Consider the following 15,799-nt stretch of genomic DNA (forward strand, 5'->3'; position numbering starts at 1 on the left):
TGGGGCCGGCGGGCTGCCAGCGATAGAGTGGCAACTGCACGCCGTCGGCGGTCGTCACCGACGCGCGCGGCGGCGCGTCGCTGCTGGGGTTGCCAGCGAGGTTGCCCGCGCTGGCGCGCACGGTGTGGCTCGGGGGTGTCGGCATGGCTGCGGCGTGTCCTGGTTGGATGTCGCCCGATCATAGTCGCTGCGGCACGGGGCACGCGAGCTTCGCGCACCGTACATCCCTCTAATGCTTTCAGGTTATGAAAAGATCGGAATTGATTATTAAAGAGTATGTCGCCGCTGCGGTAGAATGGCGGCCTCAAATCCCAATAAAAGCAACGGCGGCCGCTTGCCGGGAGCACCATGCTCGCCGGCAGTCGTCGCCGTTTCGTTTTCCATGATTGAAATACGCAATATTTCGCAGCGGTTTGCCGGGCCCCGGGGCTGGGTCGAGGCGCTGCACAACGTCAATCTGACGATTCCGGCCGGCGAGGTGTTCGGCATCATCGGCCGCAGCGGCGCCGGCAAGAGCACGCTCGTGCGCACGATCAACCTGCTGACGCGGCCGTCGGAAGGCAACATCGTCGTCAACGGCCGCGATCTGACGACGCTGCCCGCCGCGCAGTTGCGCGAGGCGCGCCGCGAGATCGGCATGATCTTCCAGCACTTCAATCTGCTGTCCTCGCGCACGGTGTACGAGAACGTCGCGCTGCCGCTCGAACTGGCCGGCATGAAGCGCGACGAAATCGAGGCCAACGTGCTGCCGCTGCTCGACCTCGTCGGCCTGTCGGCGCAGAAGGACCGCTATCCGGCGCAGATCAGCGGCGGCCAGAAGCAGCGCGTCGGGATCGCGCGCGCGCTCGCGAGCAAGCCGAAGGTGCTGCTTTCCGACGAAGCGACGTCCGCGCTCGACCCCGAAACGACGCGCGCGATTCTCGATCTGCTCAAGCGTATCAACCGCGAACTGAACCTCACGATCGTGCTGATCACGCACCAGATGGACGTAATCAAGCAGGTCTGCGACCGCGTCGCGGTGCTCGACGCGGGCCGTGTCGTCGAAGAGGGCAAGGTTATCGACGTGTTCCTGCAGCCGCGCCACGAAGTCACGCGCGCGCTGATCGGCGACGTGATCGCGCAGGAATTGCCGCCCGCCATGAAGGCGCGCGTCGCGCAGCGTCTGAAGACCGGCAGCGGCCATCTGCTGCGCCTCGCGTTCACGGGCTCGGGTGTCGATCAGCCGATTCTCTCGGAGACGATCCGCCGCTACGAACTCGACTTCAACATCCTGTACGGCCAGATCGACGAGATCCAGGGGCAGGCGTTCGGTTCGCTCGCGGTGCTCGCGGGCGGCGAGCCAACGAAGGTGGCGCAGGCGCTCACGTATCTGCGCGAACAGGGTGTGGTGGTCGAGGAGCTTTCGCATGTTGAGTGAAATGTTCGATATGTTCGTCCAGTCGTTCTGGGAAACGCTCGTCATGGTGGGCATTTCCGGACTGATCGGTGCCGTGGTCGGCGTGCCGCTCGGCGTGCTGCTATATCTGACCGACCGTCAGGGCGTGCTCGAAAACGTCGCCCTCAATCGCGTGATGGGCGTGCTCGTGAATGCCGTGCGCTCGACACCGTTCATCATCCTGCTCGTCGCGGTGATTCCGTTCACGCGGCTCGTCGTCGGTTCGTCGATCGGCACGGCGGCCGCCATCGTGCCGCTGACGATCTCCGCCGTGCCGTTCATCGCGCGGCTGGTCGAGACGGCGCTGCGCGAGGTCGACCGCGGGCTCATCGAGGCCGCCCAGGCGATGGGCGCGACCACCCGCCAGATCGTCTTCAAGGTGCTGTTGCCCGAGTCGCTGCCGGGCGTGGTCGCGGGGCTCACGATCACGTTCGTGTCGCTGGTCGGCTATTCGGCGATGGCCGGTGCGATCGGCGGCGGCGGTCTCGGCGACCTCGGCATCCGCTACGGTTATCAGCGCTTCCTGCCCGAAGTGATGCTCGCGGTCGTGCTGATCCTGATCGTGTTCGTGCAACTGGTGCAGTCGTTTGGCGATTGGCTCGTGCGTCGTCTGAGCCACAAATAAACCCACCGGGGTTATAACCCGCTAGAAGAGTCGGAGAGGGTCCATCATGCAACGTCGCTTCATTCTCAAGCTGGCTGCCGCGCTCGGCGCGGCCTCGCTGTTCGCCATGAACGCGGCGCACGCCGAAGACACGATCAAGGTCGGTGTCACGGGCGGTCCGCATGCGCAGATCATGGACGTCGTGAAGACGGTCGCCGCGAAGAACGGTCTCAACATCAAGATCGTCGAATTCTCCGATTACGTGCAGCCGAACGCGGCGCTCGCGAGCGGCGATCTCGACGCGAACAGCTATCAGCACGACCCGTATCTGCAGGCGCAGGTGAAGGACCGTGGCTACAAGCTGATCCGTATCGCGGACACCGTCACCTACCCGATGGGCATCTACTCGAAGAAGCTGAAGACGCTCGCCGAACTGCAGCCAGGCGCGAAGATCGCGGTGCCGAACGATCCGACCAACGGCGGCCGTGCGCTTCTGCTGCTGGAGAAGCAGGGGCTCATCAAGCTGCGCGCCGACGCGGGCCTGAAGGCGACGCCGCTCGATATCGTCGAGAATCCGAAGAAGCTGAAGATCGTCGAACTCGACGCGGCGCAGATTCCGCGTTCGCTGGGCGATGTGGATGCCGCCGCGATCAACACCAACTTCGCGATGGAAGCGGGCCTGAAGCCGAAGCAGGACGCGATCGCGATCGAAGACCCGAAGGGGCCGTACGTGAACATCATCGCGATTCGCGAGGCTGACAAAAACAAGCCGTGGGTCGCGAAGCTGGTTGCCGCGTATCACTCGCCTGAAGTCAAGCAGTTCATCGACAACAAGTTTGGCGGCTCGGTCATTACCGCCTGGTAGCCTGGTAAGCCGACGCTCGCCAACTTCGCAAGAAGAAGACGACGGCAAGGCGAAATTAGAGGTGCGAGTCGGAGCCCGGGGTTGTCTCCCGGGTTTTTTAGAGATTAAAATAGAACGATCGTTCGATATTGCCGTTGCGCCGCGGAGGAGCGATATCCTCCCGCTAATGCGCCCGCGACAGGGCTGCCATGAGGGCAGTCGCTATAATGTTCGTCGGGTTGACGTATTCGTAACTTTGGAGCGTGTGCATGAAAATTCTGGTGCCAGTGAAAAGAGTGGTCGACTACAACGTGAAGGTCCGGGTCAAGTCGGACGGCACGGGCGTCGACATCGCAAACGTGAAGATGTCGATGAATCCGTTCGACGAAATCGCGGTGGAAGAGGCGGTGCGCCTGAAGGAAGCGGGCGTGGCGACCGAGGTGATCGCGGTGTCGGCGGGTGTGGCGCAGTCGCAGGAAACGCTGCGCACGGCGCTGGCGATTGGAGCTGACCGTGCGATCCTGATCGAATCGAACGAGGAGTTGCAGCCGTTGGCCGTTGCAAAGCTGCTCAAGGCACTGGTCGACAGGGAGCAGCCGCAACTGGTGATCCTCGGCAAGCAGGCCATCGACGACGATTCGAACCAGACCGGCCAGATGCTCGCCGCGCTCGCGAATCTGCCGCAGGCCACGTTCGCCTCGAAGGTTGTCGTGGCAGACGGCAAGGCCACCGTGTCGCGTGAAGTGGACGGCGGCGCGGAAACGCTGTCGCTGACGCTGCCGGCCGTCGTGACGACCGATCTGCGCCTGAACGAGCCGCGCTACGTGACGCTGCCGAACATCATGAAGGCGAAGAAAAAGCCGCTGGAAACCGTGAAGCCCGAAGACCTCGGCGTCGATGTCACGCCGCGTCTGAAGACGCTGAAAGTCGCCGAGCCGCCGAAGCGCTCCGCCGGTGTGAAGGTGCCGGATGTGAAGACGCTGGTCGGGAAGCTGAAGACCGAAGCGAAGGTGATCTAAGGGGCGAGGAAAGAAATGACGAATCTTGTAATTGCAGAGCACGACAACGCGTCGATCAAGGCCGCGACGCTGAACACGATCGCAGCGGCACAGAAGATCGGCGGTGATATTCACGTGCTGGTCGCGGGCCACAACGCGCAGGCCGCAGCGGACGCCGCCGCGAAGATCGCGGGCGTGGCGAAGGTGCTGCTGGCCGACGCGCCGCAACTCGAACAGGGCCTCGCCGAGAACGTCGAAGCGACGGTCGTGAACATCGCGAAGAACTACTCGCACATCCTCGCGCCGGCGACCGCTTCGGGCAAGAACATCGCGCCGCGTATCGCGGCGAAGCTCGACGTCGCACAGATCAGCGACATCACGGCGGTGGACTCGCCGGACACGTTCGAGCGTCCGATCTACGCGGGCAACGCGATCGCCACCGTGCAGTCGGCTGACCCGATCAAGGTCATCACGGTCCGCACGACGGGCTTCGATGCAGTGGCAGCCGAAGGCGGCAGCGCGGCGGTCGAGAAGATCGAAGCCGCCGCCGACGCGGGCATCTCGCAGTTCGTGAGCCGTGAAGTGACGAAGCTGGACCGTCCGGAACTGACGAGCGCGAAGATCATCGTGTCGGGCGGCCGGGGTCTGGGCAGCGGCGAGAACTACACGAAGGTTCTGGAGCCGCTGGCCGACAAGCTCGGCGCGGCGCTGGGCGCCTCGCGCGCGGCGGTCGACGCGGGCTACGTGCCGAACGACTATCAGGTGGGTCAGACCGGCAAGATCGTCGCGCCGCAGCTGTACGTCGCGGTCGGCATCTCGGGGGCAATCCAGCATCTGGCGGGTATGAAGGACTCGAAGGTGATCGTCGCGATCAACAAGGACGAGGAAGCGCCGATTTTCAGCGTCGCCGATTACGGTCTGGTCGGCGATCTGTTCACGCTCGTGCCGGAACTCGTGACCGAACTCGGCTAAGCGCCGCGGCGCCTGAAAAAGGCTGCCGACAGCAAGCGAAGGGCGCAGGACCGATCAAGTCCCGCGCCCTTTTTTCATATCAAGGGAGGAGAACCGACATGAGCTATACGGCGCCCATCAAGGACATGCTGTTCGTGATGAAAGAACTGGCCGGACTCGAAGACATCGCGACGCTGCCCGGCTTCGAGGACGCGAACCTCGACACGGCCCAGGCCGTGCTCGACGAATCGGCGAAACTGTGCGGCGAAGTGCTCGCGCCGCTGAACGTCGAGGGCGATCGCAATCCGAGCAGCTGGAAGGACGGCGTCGTTACCGCGACGCCGGGTTTCAGGGACGCGTTCCGCCAGTTCGCCGAGGGCGGCTGGCAGGGCGTACAGCATCCGCTCGACTATGAAGGGCAGGGACTGCCGAAGCTGATCGCGACGCCGTGCGTCGAGATGCTGAACGCGTCGAACCTGTCGTTCGCGCTGTGTCCCCTGCTGACCGACGGCGCGATCGAAGCGCTGCTGACGGCCGGCAGCGAAGCGCAGAAGCAGACCTTCGTGCCGAAGCTGATCTCGGGCGAATGGACCGGCACGATGAACCTGACCGAGCCGCAGGCCGGCTCCGATCTCGCGCTCGTGCGCACGCGCGCCGAGCCGCAGGCCGATGGCTCGTTCAGGCTGTTCGGCACGAAGATTTTCATCACGTGGGGCGAGCACGACATGGCGCAGAACATCGCGCATCTGGTGCTCGCGCGCACGCCGAACGCGCCCGAAGGCGTGAAGGGCATTTCGCTCTTCCTCGTGCCGAAGTTTCTCGTCAACGAGGACGGTTCGCTCGGCGCGCGCAACGACGTGCATTGCGTGTCGATCGAGCACAAGCTCGGCATCAAGGCGAGCCCCACCGCGGTGCTGCAGTTCGGCGATCACGGCGGCGCGATCGGCGAGTTGATCGGCGAGGAGAATCGCGGCCTCGAATACATGTTCATCATGATGAATGCCGCGCGTTTCGCGGTCGGCATGCAGGGCGTCGCGATCTCGGACCGCGCGTACCAGAAGGCCGTCGCGTATGCGAAGGAGCGCGTGCAGAGCCGTCCCGTGGATGGTTCGGCGAAGCAGTCGGTCGCGATCATCCAGCACCCGGACGTGCGCCGCATGCTGTCGACGATGCGTGGCCTCACCGAGGCATCGCGCGCGCTCGCGTATGTCGCGGCGTCGCACTGCGATCTCGCGCATCGTCATCCGGACGAAGCGACGCGTGCGCAGCATCAGGCGATCTACGAATACCTCGTGCCGATCGTGAAGGGCTGGAGCACGGAACTGTCGGTCGATGTGACGAGCCTCGGCGTGCAGGTGCATGGCGGTATGGGCTTCATCGAGGAAACGGGCGCCGCGCAGTACTACCGCGACGCACGCATTCTGCCGATCTACGAAGGCACGACCGCGATCCAGGCGAATGATCTGATCGGCCGCAAGACGCTGCGCGACGGCGGCAAGGTTGCGAAGGAACTGCTTGCGGGCATTGCCGGAACGGTTGAGGCGCTGGGCGCGCAGCAAGATGCACAACAGGGGCAGGCGTTTGCGTCGATGAAGACGCAGCTTGCGCAGGGGCAGCGGGCGATGAACGCGGTCGTCGATTTCGTTCTCGCGAATGCGAAGGGCGATCCGAATGCGGTGTTCGCGGGCAGCGTGCCGTATCTGAAGCTCGCAGGCATCGTGCTCGGCGGCTGGCAGATGGCGCGGGCGATGCTCGCGGCGTCGGCGCGGCGCGCCGACGATCCCGCGTTCCATGACGCGAAGATCGCGACCGCGCGGTTCTACGCGGAGCATGTGCTGCCGCAGGCGGCGGCGCTCGAAGTGGCGATCGTCAATGCGAAGGGCGGCGAGGGCGTGCTGGCGTTGTCGGAGGATCAGTTCTGAGCGCGGATGGGTGACGCGATCGTGGCTGGATGATCGGCGGACGTTCTCTGGATGTTCATGCTGTTCATGCCGGCTGCAATGCAAACGGCGCCTCGTGAGGCGCCGTTTGTTTTTGCGATTTGGGTTTTGCTGTTCGCACTCAGCGATGCTTGCTACGTCCGTATCAACGCATCGGCATGCCGTTCGATGCCGAGGTCAACGTTGCTTGCGCCGCTCGATCACGCATAAGCCGGCCGATGCTCGCCCGCCGTCTCACCCAGATAGCGATGCACCGACAGATCGTCGGCGCGGATGGCAGGCTGCTTGCCCGACATCAGATCGGCCAGCAACTGGCCCGAGCCGCACGACATTGTCCAGCCGAGCGTGCCATGCCCCGTGTTCAGGAACAGGTTCGGCACCGGCGTGCGGCCGACGATCGGCGTGCCGTCCGGCGTCATCGGCCGCAGACCGGTCCAGAAGGTCGCCTTCGACGTATCGCCGCCGCCCGGGAACAGGTCGTTCACGCACAGTTCGAGCGTTTCGCGGCGCGCCTGGCGCAGCGATTTGTCGAAGCCGACGATCTCGGCCATGCCGCCGACGCGAATCCGGTCGTCGAAGCGCGTGATCGCGATCTTGTAGGTCTCGTCGAGCACCGTCGACACCGGCGCGGCCGCCGCATCGACGATCGGCGCGGTGATCGAGTAACCCTTCAGCGGATAGACCGGAATCTTCACGATGCCGTCGAGGAAGCGCGTCGAGTACGAGCCGAGCGCGACCACGAACGAATCCGCACGCACCAGTTCTCCGCTGCATTGCACGCCGGCGATGCGGCCGCCCGCTATCGCGAGCGCGTCGATCGGCGTGTTGTAGCGGAACTTGACGCCGAGTTCTTCGGCGAGCGCGGCCAGGCGCGTCGTGAACATCTGGCAGTCGCCGGTTTCGTCGCCGGGCAGACGCAGGCCGCCCGTGAGCTTGTGCGATACCGCGGCAAGCGCCGGTTCGGCCTGTGCGAGTTCGGCCGCCGACAGCAGTTCGTACGGCACATTGGCGTCCTGCAGCACGGCGATGTCTTTCGCGGCGCCGTCGAACTGCTGCTGCGTGCGGAACACCTGCAGCGTGCCGCCGGTGCGGCCTTCGTAGCGGATACCGGTGTCGGCGCGCAGCGCCTGTAGACAATCGCGGCTGTATTCGGCGAGGCGCACCATGCGGCTTTTGTTCACCGCGTAGCGCGACGCCGTGCAGTTTTGCAGCATCTGCCACATCCATTGCAGCTGGAACGCCGTGCCGTCGAGACGGATCGCGAGCGGCGCATGCTTCTGGAACATCCACTTGACGGCCTTCAGCGGCACGCCCGGCGCAGCCCACGGCGACGCATAGCCCGGCGAGATCTGGCCCGCGTTGGCGAAACTGGTTTCGAGCGCCGGGCCGGCCTCGCGGTCGATGACGGTCACCTCGTGACCCGCGCGCGCAAGATAGTACGCACTCGTCACGCCGACCACGCCACTGCCCAAAACGACGACTCGCATAGCTGCTCCAGATATTTCAGAAAGGTGAGTAGGGCGGTGGCGTTCGCCGGAGGTGTCGAGTTGGCTCGATTCACGTTCGACTCGTCAGTGCTAACCCGAGGTGTAACGCGGTTTGCCCAGTGTTAACCGCTATACTATTAACAGCCCGTCAGGTTTTGTTATCGTATTTTCATCATTTTCAGAAAAAACATCATGCGTACACAGCGCCAGCCCGTGCGGGCCCTCGACAAGCTCGATCACAAGATCCTGCGGCTCCTGCAGCAGGACGGCCGGATGGCGATGAAGGACCTCGCGGAGCAGGTCGGGCTGTCGGTGACGCCGTGCATCGAGCGCGTCAAGCGCATGGAGCGCGACGGCGTGATCATGGGCTACCACGCGCGCGTGAACCCCGCCGAGCTGGGCGCGGCGCTGCTCGTGTTCGTCGAGATCACGCTCGACCACAAGAGCGGCAACATGTTCGACCAGTTCCGGCGCGAGGTGCAGAAGATCCCCGAGGTACTCGAGTGCCATCTCGTCTCGGGCGACTTCGATTATCTGATCAAGGCGCGCATTGGCGAGATGGCCGACTACCGTAAGCTGCTCGGCGACATCCTGCTGCAGCTGCCGGGCGCGGTGCAGTCGAAGAGCTATGTGGTGATGGAGGAGATCAAGGAGACGCTGACGATCGCGGTGGGCGAGTAGCGGCTCCTAGGCGGCACAAGAGGGAATAAAGGCGCAAGGGCGCGCGGCGGCGGCTTCAGCGCCCAGTTCGCGGGCGTGGAAACAACGCTCGACAAACGGCGTAAACACTGTATATTTATACAGGTATTTTGCGCCGTTTTTTTTTGTTTGGACGTGCGTTTGTGTAGCTCTTGCCGTGGCTTGCCGTGACCGATCCCGACACCTCTTCCATTCCCGAATTTCCGATTGCGCCGCCTGCGCCTCGCAAGGGGCGCGGGGCGGTGACGAACCTGCAAGGCCGCTACGAAGTCGACCAGCGCGAAGCGGTCGACGACGGCTGGCTGCCGGGCGCCACGGAAGACGGCGAGCCGAGGGCGCTGCGCACGCAGGTGTTCGAGGAGCGCGCCAGGACCATCCTCACGCGCAATGCGTCGCCGGATATTCCGTTCGGCGTGTCGTTGAATCCGTATCGCGGCTGCGAGCATGGCTGCATCTATTGCTTTGCGCGGCCGACGCACAGTTATCTGGGACTGTCGCCGGGGCTCGACTTCGAAAGCCGTATCTACGCGAAGATCAATGCGCCGGAATTGCTCGAACGCGAGCTGTCGAAGAAGTCCTATGTGCCGGAGCCGATCGCGCTCGGCGTGGCCACCGACGCATGGCAGCCGGCCGAACGCGACTTGCGCCTGACGCGCCGTGTGATCGAAGTGCTCAGCGAACGCAGCCAGCCGTTCGCGGCGATCACCAAGTCGTCGCTGATCGAGCGCGACATCGACCTGCTCGCGCCGATGGCCGCGCGCGGGCAATTCATGGCGGCGATCACGATCACCACGCTCGATGCCGACATCGCGCGCACGCTCGAACCGCGCGCGGCCACGCCGTCGCGCCGTCTGCGCGCTATCCGTACGCTGAGCGAGGCCGGCATTCCGGTGGGTGTCAGCATTGCGCCGGTCATCCCGTTCGTCACCGAACCGGACATGGAGCGCGTGCTCGAAGCCTGCGCGCAAGCCGGTGCCAGCAACGCGAGCTATATCGTGCTGCGTTTGCCGTGGGAAGTCGCGCCGCTCTTCAAGGATTGGCTGAGCGCGCATTTTCCCGACCGGGCCGAGCGGGTCATGAGCCGCGTGCGCGACATGCGCGGCGGCAAAGACTACGACTCGTCGTTTTCGACGCGCATGAAAGGAGAGGGTTTATGGGCGGACATGCTCAAGCAGCGTTTTCACCAGACCGTGCGCCGTTTGGGGCTGAACGGGCGCGACCGGGGCATTCTCGACATGTCGCACTTCCGGCGGGGCGAGCCATCGCGTGAGCGGGAAGCGTCACGCGACAATCCGCAATTGAGGCTGTTTTAGCGCGGTGCCTGGAACCCGCCCGCTGGCCGTTACTGCGAGAGCGCCTTGGCTGCTTCCACCTGACTCTCGAAGTAGGTCTGGAACGAGACGGCGAGGCCGGTCATCAGCAGGAACGCGCCGATCAGCAGCGAAAAGATGACGATGAAAATGACCGTCCAGCCGGAGCGGCTTTTGCGTTGGGTGTGGGCGTTGAACTGCGCGTCCCATTTCTGATCCGGACGCAGCCCGTAGACGAGCGCGGCAAGAAACGCGGCGAAAAGCGAAATGGCGCCGATGGTCGCGAGCACCCAGCCGAGTATCGACGCGCGCTCGGTGGCGATCAGCAACATCACGCCGGGAATGCCGATCAGCGTGCCGATCAGATGCGCCCAGCCGTAAATGTCCCGGGTGCCGTACAGATAGAAGCGATGGGCGCCGAGGCTGCCGAAAAGGAACGCGAGCGCGGCGGTAATGGTCTTGGATCTGAAGCGCGGGGAAGTCGAGGCAGCGGTGGACATGGACGCGTGGGCAGAATGACGGGCGGTCGAAAGGAGCGGCAGGAGCGGCGCGCCGCATGGCGCGGACCGACGCGCATTCTACGCCTGCCGCGCGCGGGAGGTCACATTGCGACTAGGCGCGGGGCTGAAGGCGGGTAGGGAGCCGGCCGTGAGGGCTGAACGTTTGTGTAAGGGTGTTTGCGGCAACGCAGACGTCTCGTGCGGACGGATTTTCTTCGGCGCGGCCCGCAGGTTTGGCGGGTGCTGCAGAGGGGCTGCCCTCGGGGTTGTCGGGCAAGCCTGCGAACGATCGCTAAGGCGCCGAATACGTCACGCGATAGATCGCGCCGGCGTAATCGTCGCTGATCAGCAGCGAGCCGTCGGGCAGCGGCAGCACGTCGGCGGGACGGCCCCAGACGGTTTCGCCCGGTTGTAGCCAGCCTTCGGCAAAGACTTCCTGGCGCGCGTTGCCGCCGTCCGGATCGGCGATCACGCGCACGACGCGGTAGCCGGACTTCTTGCTGCGATTCCAGGAGCCGTGTTCGGCGATGAAAATGTTGTTGCGGTAGTCGGCCGGAAACATCGCGCCGTCGTAAAAACGCATGCCGAGCGCGGCTACGTGCGCGCCGAGCTTGGCGACGGGCGGTGTGAACTCGCTGCACGCGTGGTCCTTACCGAATTCGGGGTCGGGCGTGTCGCCGCCGTGACAGTAGGGAAAGCCGAAATTCATCCCGAGCCGCGGCGCGCGGCTCAGCTTATCGCTCGGGATGTCGTCGCCGAGCAGGTCGCGGCCGTTGTCGGTGAACCACAGTTCGTGCGTGACGGGGTGCCACGCGAAGCCGACCGAATTGCGTATGCCGCGCGCCACGACTTCATAGTGGTTGCCGTCGGGGTCCATGCGGCCGATCAGGGCGAACCGGTTCGGGTCCCTGTCGCAGATGTTGCACGGCGCGCCTTGCGGCACGTAGAGCTTGCCGTCCGGGCCGAACGCGATGAATTTCCAGCCGTGATGCGTCTCCGTGGGCAGCTTGTCGGTAATGATGACGGGCTTTGGCGGATCGCCGAGATGGGAGTCGATCGCATCGAAGCGCACGATCTTCGACACGGCGGATACATACAGCGCGCCGTCGTGCCATGCGATGCCAGCCGGCATCTGCAGGCCGGAAGCGATGATGTGGCGGCCCGTCACGCGGCCGTTGCGCAGTTCGAGCGCGTAGACGTGCCCGTCGAGGCTGCCGACATAAAGAATGCCCTTCGGCGAGAGCGTCATTGCGCGTGCGCTCGGCACTTCATCCGACAATACTTCGATGTGAAAGCCCTGCGGCAGTCTGATTTTCTCGATGGGCAGCGAGGCCGCCGCTGTCAGTGTCTGTGTGGCGAGCACGGCTGTGGCTGCGAGGCGCGGAATCCGGCTGCGCACCATGCGGGCAAGCCCCGTCAAGCGTGCCAGAAAGAGAAAAAAAGCGGGCAGAAACGGAGTGGGCTGCGGGCGTTTCACGGGCGATCCTTCAGGTATTTCGGGCATTTGGGCGGGTTCGCGAGCCCGCGATGGGGGGCCGGCGCAGCCGCATTGCTCAGTTTATCCCGGTAAGTGTTTGTTATGGCGTCGGTTTCCCGCTATAATCGCGTGTTTCAGTCGTTCCGCACCCCGGTTTTCAAGGATTCTAATATGGTCATCATCCGCTTGGCTCGTGGCGGCTCCAAGAAGCGCCCGTTCTACAACATCGTCGCTACCGACTCGCGCAGCCGTCGTGACGGCCGCTTCATCGAGCGCGTCGGCTTCTACAACCCGGTCGCTACGAAGGGCGAGTCCCTGCGTATCGCTCAGGACCGCCTCACGTACTGGCAAGGCGTTGGCGCGCAACTGTCGCCGACCGTCGAGCGCCTCGTGAAGGAAGCGCAAAAGGCGCAGCCGGCTGCCTGATATGGCGGTCCGCATGCGTATCGTCGTCGGTTCGGCCGGCGGCTCGCGCAGCTTGCGTGGGCAGTCCGATACGTACATTGTTTTACTGAAGCAGACGGCGAAGTCGTCTTCGAGGCTATCTCCGGGTTTATCTCATGTCTGAGCGTGATTCCGGCAGTTCTGGTCGCGCAAAGGCGTCTGGTCAGGCGTCGTTCGGTGCATTCGTCCGCAAGCCGGTCGAGCGGGCCGAAGACAAGGCGAAAGCCAGTGCGGCAAGTAGCGCTTCCGCAGCCGCTGAAATGCGCGCGGAAACGCTGGCAAGCTGGCCGGCCGATGCGGTCGAAGTCGGCGCAATCGTCGACGCTTACGGCCTCAAAGGCTGGGTCAAGGTGTCCGCCCACGCGGATGCCGGGCGGGGTGGCGACGCCCTGTTGAGCGCCAGACGCTGGTGGCTGCTCAGAGGCGACGAGCGCAGGTCCGCACCGGCCTTGCAGGCCAGGACTCATAGCGACAGCGTGGTGGCCCATCTGGGCGGCACCGCCGACCGCGACGAGGCATTCGCATTGCGTGGTTTTCGCGTGTACCTCAGCCGCAGCGAATTTCCGGCTCTCGAAGCCGACGAATTCTACTGGGTCGATCTGATCGGACTCACTGTGGTGAACCTCGCCGGGTTTGAACTCGGCAGGGTTGCAGGCATGATCGACAACGGTGCGCAGTCGGTGCTGCGTATCGAATATCCGGCTACCGACAAAAGCGGCAAGCCGGTCGCAGACGAGCGCTTGATCCCGTTCGTCGGCGTCTATGTCAAAACGGTGGACCAGGCCGCGAAGCAGATCGTCGTCGACTGGGAAGCCGATTATTGAAATCTTTCGTTGAATGGAGAGAGCGGTGCAGTTCGATGTCGTGACGCTCTTTCCGGAAATGTTCCGCGCGCTGACCGACTGGGGCATCACCAGCCGGGCCGCGAAGCAGGAGCGCTATGGGTTGCGTACGTGGAATCCACGCGATTTCACGACCGACAACTACCGCACGATCGACGATCGCCCGTACGGCGGCGGCCCCGGCATGGTGATGCTGGCCAAACCGCTCGAAGAGGCGATCGGAGCCGCGAAAGCGGCGCAGGCACAGCAGGGCATCGGCGCGCCGCGCGTCGTGATGATGTCGCCGCAAGGCGCGACGCTCGATCACGAGCGCGTCATGAAGTTCGCGGCCGAACCCGGTCTGATACTGTTGTGCGGGCGCTATGAAGCGATCGATCAGCGTCTGCTCGATCGTGTCGTCGACGAGGAAGTCAGTCTTGGCGACTTCGTGCTGTCGGGCGGCGAGTTGCCCGCGATGGCGTTGATGGATGCGGTCGTGCGTCAGTTGCCCGGCGTGCTCAACGATTCGCAGTCGGCGGTGCAGGACAGCTTCGTCGACGTGCTGCTCGATTGTCCGCACTACACGCGGCCCGAGGAATACGAGGGTGTGCGGGTGCCCGATGTGCTGCTCGGCGGCCATCATGCGGAAATCGAGGCGTGGCGGCGGCGCGAAGCGTTGCGCAACACGCTGAACAAACGGCCCGATCTGATCGTGAAGGCCAGAAAGAATAAAATGCTAAGCCGTGCCGACGAGGCATGGCTCGCAAGTCTCGCGAAGGAAGAGCCGAAGGCCTGAGGCCCCGGTCTTTCGAGCGGGTATAGGCGGTGCCGTTCATGCGTGGGCGGTGCCAGATGTGAACCCATCCTCTATCGGGGCCGTCGTCGAGCGCAGTGGGGCAACCCACGGGAAACCAGCGCAAGGCAGGTACGAACGCCGACAAGATGGATCCAGGAGTCAGTGATGAATCTGATTGCAAAACTCGAGCAGGAAGAAATCGCGCGCGTTCTCGGCGAAAAGACCATTCCCGATTTTGGTCCGGGCGATACGGTCATCGTTAGCGTGAACGTGGTTGAAGGCACGCGTAAGCGTGTGCAGGCTTACGAAGGCGTCGTGATCGCCAAGCGTAACCGTGGTCTGAATTCGTCGTTCATCGTCCGCAAGATTTCGTCGGGCGAAGGCGTCGAGCGTACGTTCCAGACGTACTCGCCGCTGCTGGCAAGCATCGTCGTGAAGCGTCGCGGCGACGTGCGTCGTGCGAAGCTGTACTATCTGCGCGAGCGTTCGGGCAAGTCGGCTCGAATCAAGGAAAAGCTGGTCTCGAAAGACCGCGCTGCTTCCGAAGCGTAAATGCTGTAAGAAAAAGCACCCCTCGCGGGTGCTTTTTTGTTGGCCAGGTCAAAATAGCGGTATCCCCACCTGCTGATCAGAGAGACCCGTTGATCCGCCCTGTCTTCGAGCCCGAAAGCCTGCCTGTCATCGCGACAGGTGCCGATCTGCCGCCGGTGGCCGGCGACCGTCTTACACCCGATGCGCTACGAGCGCGCTTCGAGCGCCAGCTTGCCTGGACCCCCGAAAAAATTGCCGACGCGCCTTGGCGCAACACCGGAATCGATCCGCGCGTGGCTGCGGTGCTGGTGCCGCTCGTAGTCCGCGAGCACGGCCTGACCGTGCTGCTCACGCAGCGTGCCGACCATCTGAACGATCACGCGGGCCAGGTGAGTTTTCCCGGCGGCCGCCAGGAGCCGTTCGATGCCGATGCTATCGCGACCGCGCTGCGCGAGGCGCACGAGGAAGTCGGTCTCGATTCATCGCGTGTGGAAATTCTCGGTGCGTTGCCCGACTATCTGACAGGCACCGGCTTTTGCGTATCGCCGGTCATCGGTCTCGTGCATCCGCCGTTCACGCTGCAAATGGATACGCTCGAAGTGGCCGAAGTCTTCGAGGTGCCGCTCGCGTTCCTGATGAATCCGGCCAATCACGAAGAACGTCTGTTCCGCTACGAGGGCGGCGAGCGCCGCTTTTTTTCGATGCCGTACCCGCGCAGCGAGCCGGCGGCAATAGCGGAGCACACCGCGCAACCGCCGGGCGAGCACCCCGGCGTTCTCGAAGACACCCGCGCAACGCAAGCCGCAACCGAACACACTGCCGCGCAGGGCGGCGATTATTTCATCTGGGGGGCGACGGCGGCGATGCTGCGCAACCTCTATCGTTTCCTTGCAGCATGAGTTGAACGCGCAGAGTTGCGTGGACGATGCAGTTGTCGGCGGTTTGTCAGCGTCTGCGCTCAG

Annotated in this window: 16 protein-coding genes; 13 read left to right on the forward strand and 3 right to left on the reverse strand. The window is 64.0% G+C overall.

Annotation, left to right across the window (positions count from 1 at the left end; translation table 11 throughout):
* Positions 1-382: 382 nt before the first annotated feature.
* The 6 genes from GXB81_RS23165 to GXB81_RS23190 all read left to right on the forward strand — a co-directional run bounded on the left by GXB81_RS23165 (position 383) and on the right by GXB81_RS23190 (position 6,754).
* Entirely contained in the window at positions 383-1,417 is a 1,035-nt protein-coding gene (locus tag GXB81_RS23165; RefSeq protein WP_205990429.1) for a methionine ABC transporter ATP-binding protein, read from the forward strand.
* Positions 1,407-2,060 carry a methionine ABC transporter permease gene (locus GXB81_RS23170; RefSeq protein WP_167049479.1) on the forward strand — a complete coding sequence of 218 codons (654 nt, stop codon included), beginning with the start codon at positions 1,407-1,409 and terminating at the stop codon, positions 2,058-2,060. The genes GXB81_RS23165 and GXB81_RS23170 overlap by 11 nt, the downstream gene beginning before the upstream one ends.
* A gap of 46 nt (positions 2,061-2,106) precedes the next feature.
* Positions 2,107-2,904, forward strand: coding sequence for a MetQ/NlpA family ABC transporter substrate-binding protein (locus GXB81_RS23175; protein WP_205990430.1), 798 nt, complete (start codon positions 2,107-2,109; stop codon positions 2,902-2,904).
* Between the two features lie 248 nt (positions 2,905-3,152).
* Complete coding sequence (locus GXB81_RS23180) at positions 3,153-3,902, forward strand: electron transfer flavoprotein subunit beta/FixA family protein (protein ID WP_205990431.1); 750 nt, start codon at positions 3,153-3,155, stop codon at positions 3,900-3,902.
* Between the two features lie 15 nt (positions 3,903-3,917).
* Entirely contained in the window at positions 3,918-4,853 is a 936-nt protein-coding gene (locus GXB81_RS23185; RefSeq protein ID WP_205990432.1) for an electron transfer flavoprotein subunit alpha/FixB family protein, read from the forward strand.
* 98 nt (positions 4,854-4,951) lie between these two features.
* Entirely contained in the window at positions 4,952-6,754 is a 1,803-nt protein-coding gene (locus tag GXB81_RS23190; RefSeq protein WP_167050240.1) for an acyl-CoA dehydrogenase, read from the forward strand.
* Positions 6,755-6,972: 218 nt separating this feature from the next.
* Here GXB81_RS23190 and GXB81_RS23195 read toward each other — a convergent pair whose 3' ends face one another.
* On the reverse strand, positions 6,973-8,259 hold the full coding sequence (locus GXB81_RS23195; RefSeq protein ID WP_205990433.1) for a D-amino acid dehydrogenase: 1,287 nt from the start codon (positions 8,257-8,259) through the stop codon (positions 6,973-6,975).
* 192 nt (positions 8,260-8,451) lie between these two features.
* On the opposite strand from GXB81_RS23195, the gene GXB81_RS23200 reads away from it, so the two are divergent.
* Positions 8,452-8,940, forward strand: a complete 489-nt coding sequence (locus GXB81_RS23200) for an Lrp/AsnC ligand binding domain-containing protein (RefSeq protein WP_167050244.1) — start codon at positions 8,452-8,454, stop codon at positions 8,938-8,940.
* A 185-nt stretch (positions 8,941-9,125) separates the two neighbouring features.
* A complete protein-coding gene (locus GXB81_RS23205) occupies positions 9,126-10,271 on the forward strand; it encodes a PA0069 family radical SAM protein (RefSeq protein WP_205990434.1) in 1,146 nt (381 codons plus the stop codon).
* A gap of 29 nt (positions 10,272-10,300) precedes the next feature.
* Here GXB81_RS23205 and GXB81_RS23210 read toward each other — a convergent pair whose 3' ends face one another.
* Together GXB81_RS23210 and GXB81_RS23215 are read right to left on the reverse strand one after the other, a co-directional pair.
* Entirely contained in the window at positions 10,301-10,768 is a 468-nt protein-coding gene (locus GXB81_RS23210; protein WP_167050248.1) for a TM2 domain-containing protein, read from the reverse strand.
* A gap of 292 nt (positions 10,769-11,060) precedes the next feature.
* On the reverse strand, positions 11,061-12,170 hold the full coding sequence (locus GXB81_RS23215; RefSeq protein ID WP_241016485.1) for a sorbosone dehydrogenase family protein: 1,110 nt from the start codon (positions 12,168-12,170) through the stop codon (positions 11,061-11,063).
* A 246-nt stretch (positions 12,171-12,416) separates the two neighbouring features.
* Between GXB81_RS23215 and rpsP the strand changes: the two genes are divergently transcribed.
* From rpsP to GXB81_RS23240, 5 genes are all read left to right on the forward strand, one after another.
* Positions 12,417-12,671, forward strand: coding sequence for a 30S ribosomal protein S16 (rpsP, locus tag GXB81_RS23220; protein WP_013090118.1), 255 nt, complete (start codon positions 12,417-12,419; stop codon positions 12,669-12,671).
* Between the two features lie 134 nt (positions 12,672-12,805).
* Complete coding sequence (rimM, locus tag GXB81_RS23225; RefSeq protein WP_205990436.1) at positions 12,806-13,513, forward strand: ribosome maturation factor RimM; 708 nt, start codon at positions 12,806-12,808, stop codon at positions 13,511-13,513.
* Between the two features lie 13 nt (positions 13,514-13,526).
* Positions 13,527-14,306 carry a tRNA (guanosine(37)-N1)-methyltransferase TrmD gene (trmD, locus tag GXB81_RS23230; RefSeq protein ID WP_205193424.1) on the forward strand — a complete coding sequence of 260 codons (780 nt, stop codon included), beginning with the start codon at positions 13,527-13,529 and terminating at the stop codon, positions 14,304-14,306.
* A 165-nt stretch (positions 14,307-14,471) separates the two neighbouring features.
* Positions 14,472-14,858, forward strand: coding sequence for a 50S ribosomal protein L19 (gene rplS, locus GXB81_RS23235; RefSeq protein WP_167050256.1), 387 nt, complete (start codon positions 14,472-14,474; stop codon positions 14,856-14,858).
* Between the two features lie 89 nt (positions 14,859-14,947).
* On the forward strand, positions 14,948-15,736 hold the full coding sequence (locus GXB81_RS23240) for a CoA pyrophosphatase (protein WP_167050258.1): 789 nt from the start codon (positions 14,948-14,950) through the stop codon (positions 15,734-15,736).
* Positions 15,737-15,799 lie beyond the last annotated feature (63 nt).

The organism is Paraburkholderia sp. Ac-20336, from assembly GCF_017105025.1.
Lineage (GTDB): Bacteria > Pseudomonadota > Gammaproteobacteria > Burkholderiales > Burkholderiaceae > Paraburkholderia.

What these genes read in the sequence shown, in the direction of transcription:
- GXB81_RS23165 (WP_205990429.1), top strand. Translation starts at nt 383, where the DNA reads ATGATTGAAATACGCAATATTTCGCAGCGGTTTGCCGGGCCCCGGGGC.
- GXB81_RS23170 (WP_167049479.1), top strand. Translation starts at nt 1,407, where the DNA reads ATGTTGAGTGAAATGTTCGATATGTTCGTCCAGTCGTTCTGGGAAACG.
- GXB81_RS23175 (WP_205990430.1), top strand. Translation starts at nt 2,107, where the DNA reads ATGCAACGTCGCTTCATTCTCAAGCTGGCTGCCGCGCTCGGCGCGGCC.
- GXB81_RS23180 (WP_205990431.1), top strand. Translation starts at nt 3,153, where the DNA reads ATGAAAATTCTGGTGCCAGTGAAAAGAGTGGTCGACTACAACGTGAAG.
- GXB81_RS23185 (WP_205990432.1), top strand. Translation starts at nt 3,918, where the DNA reads ATGACGAATCTTGTAATTGCAGAGCACGACAACGCGTCGATCAAGGCC.
- GXB81_RS23190 (WP_167050240.1), top strand. Translation starts at nt 4,952, where the DNA reads ATGAGCTATACGGCGCCCATCAAGGACATGCTGTTCGTGATGAAAGAA.
- GXB81_RS23195 (WP_205990433.1), bottom strand. Translation starts at nt 8,259, where the DNA reads ATGCGAGTCGTCGTTTTGGGCAGTGGCGTGGTCGGCGTGACGAGTGCG.
- GXB81_RS23200 (WP_167050244.1), top strand. Translation starts at nt 8,452, where the DNA reads ATGCGTACACAGCGCCAGCCCGTGCGGGCCCTCGACAAGCTCGATCAC.
- GXB81_RS23210 (WP_167050248.1), bottom strand. Translation starts at nt 10,768, where the DNA reads ATGTCCACCGCTGCCTCGACTTCCCCGCGCTTCAGATCCAAGACCATT.
- GXB81_RS23215 (WP_241016485.1), bottom strand. Translation starts at nt 12,170, where the DNA reads ATGGTGCGCAGCCGGATTCCGCGCCTCGCAGCCACAGCCGTGCTCGCC.
- rpsP (WP_013090118.1), top strand. Translation starts at nt 12,417, where the DNA reads ATGGTCATCATCCGCTTGGCTCGTGGCGGCTCCAAGAAGCGCCCGTTC.
- rimM (WP_205990436.1), top strand. Translation starts at nt 12,806, where the DNA reads ATGTCTGAGCGTGATTCCGGCAGTTCTGGTCGCGCAAAGGCGTCTGGT.
- trmD (WP_205193424.1), top strand. Translation starts at nt 13,527, where the DNA reads ATGGAGAGAGCGGTGCAGTTCGATGTCGTGACGCTCTTTCCGGAAATG.
- rplS (WP_167050256.1), top strand. Translation starts at nt 14,472, where the DNA reads ATGAATCTGATTGCAAAACTCGAGCAGGAAGAAATCGCGCGCGTTCTC.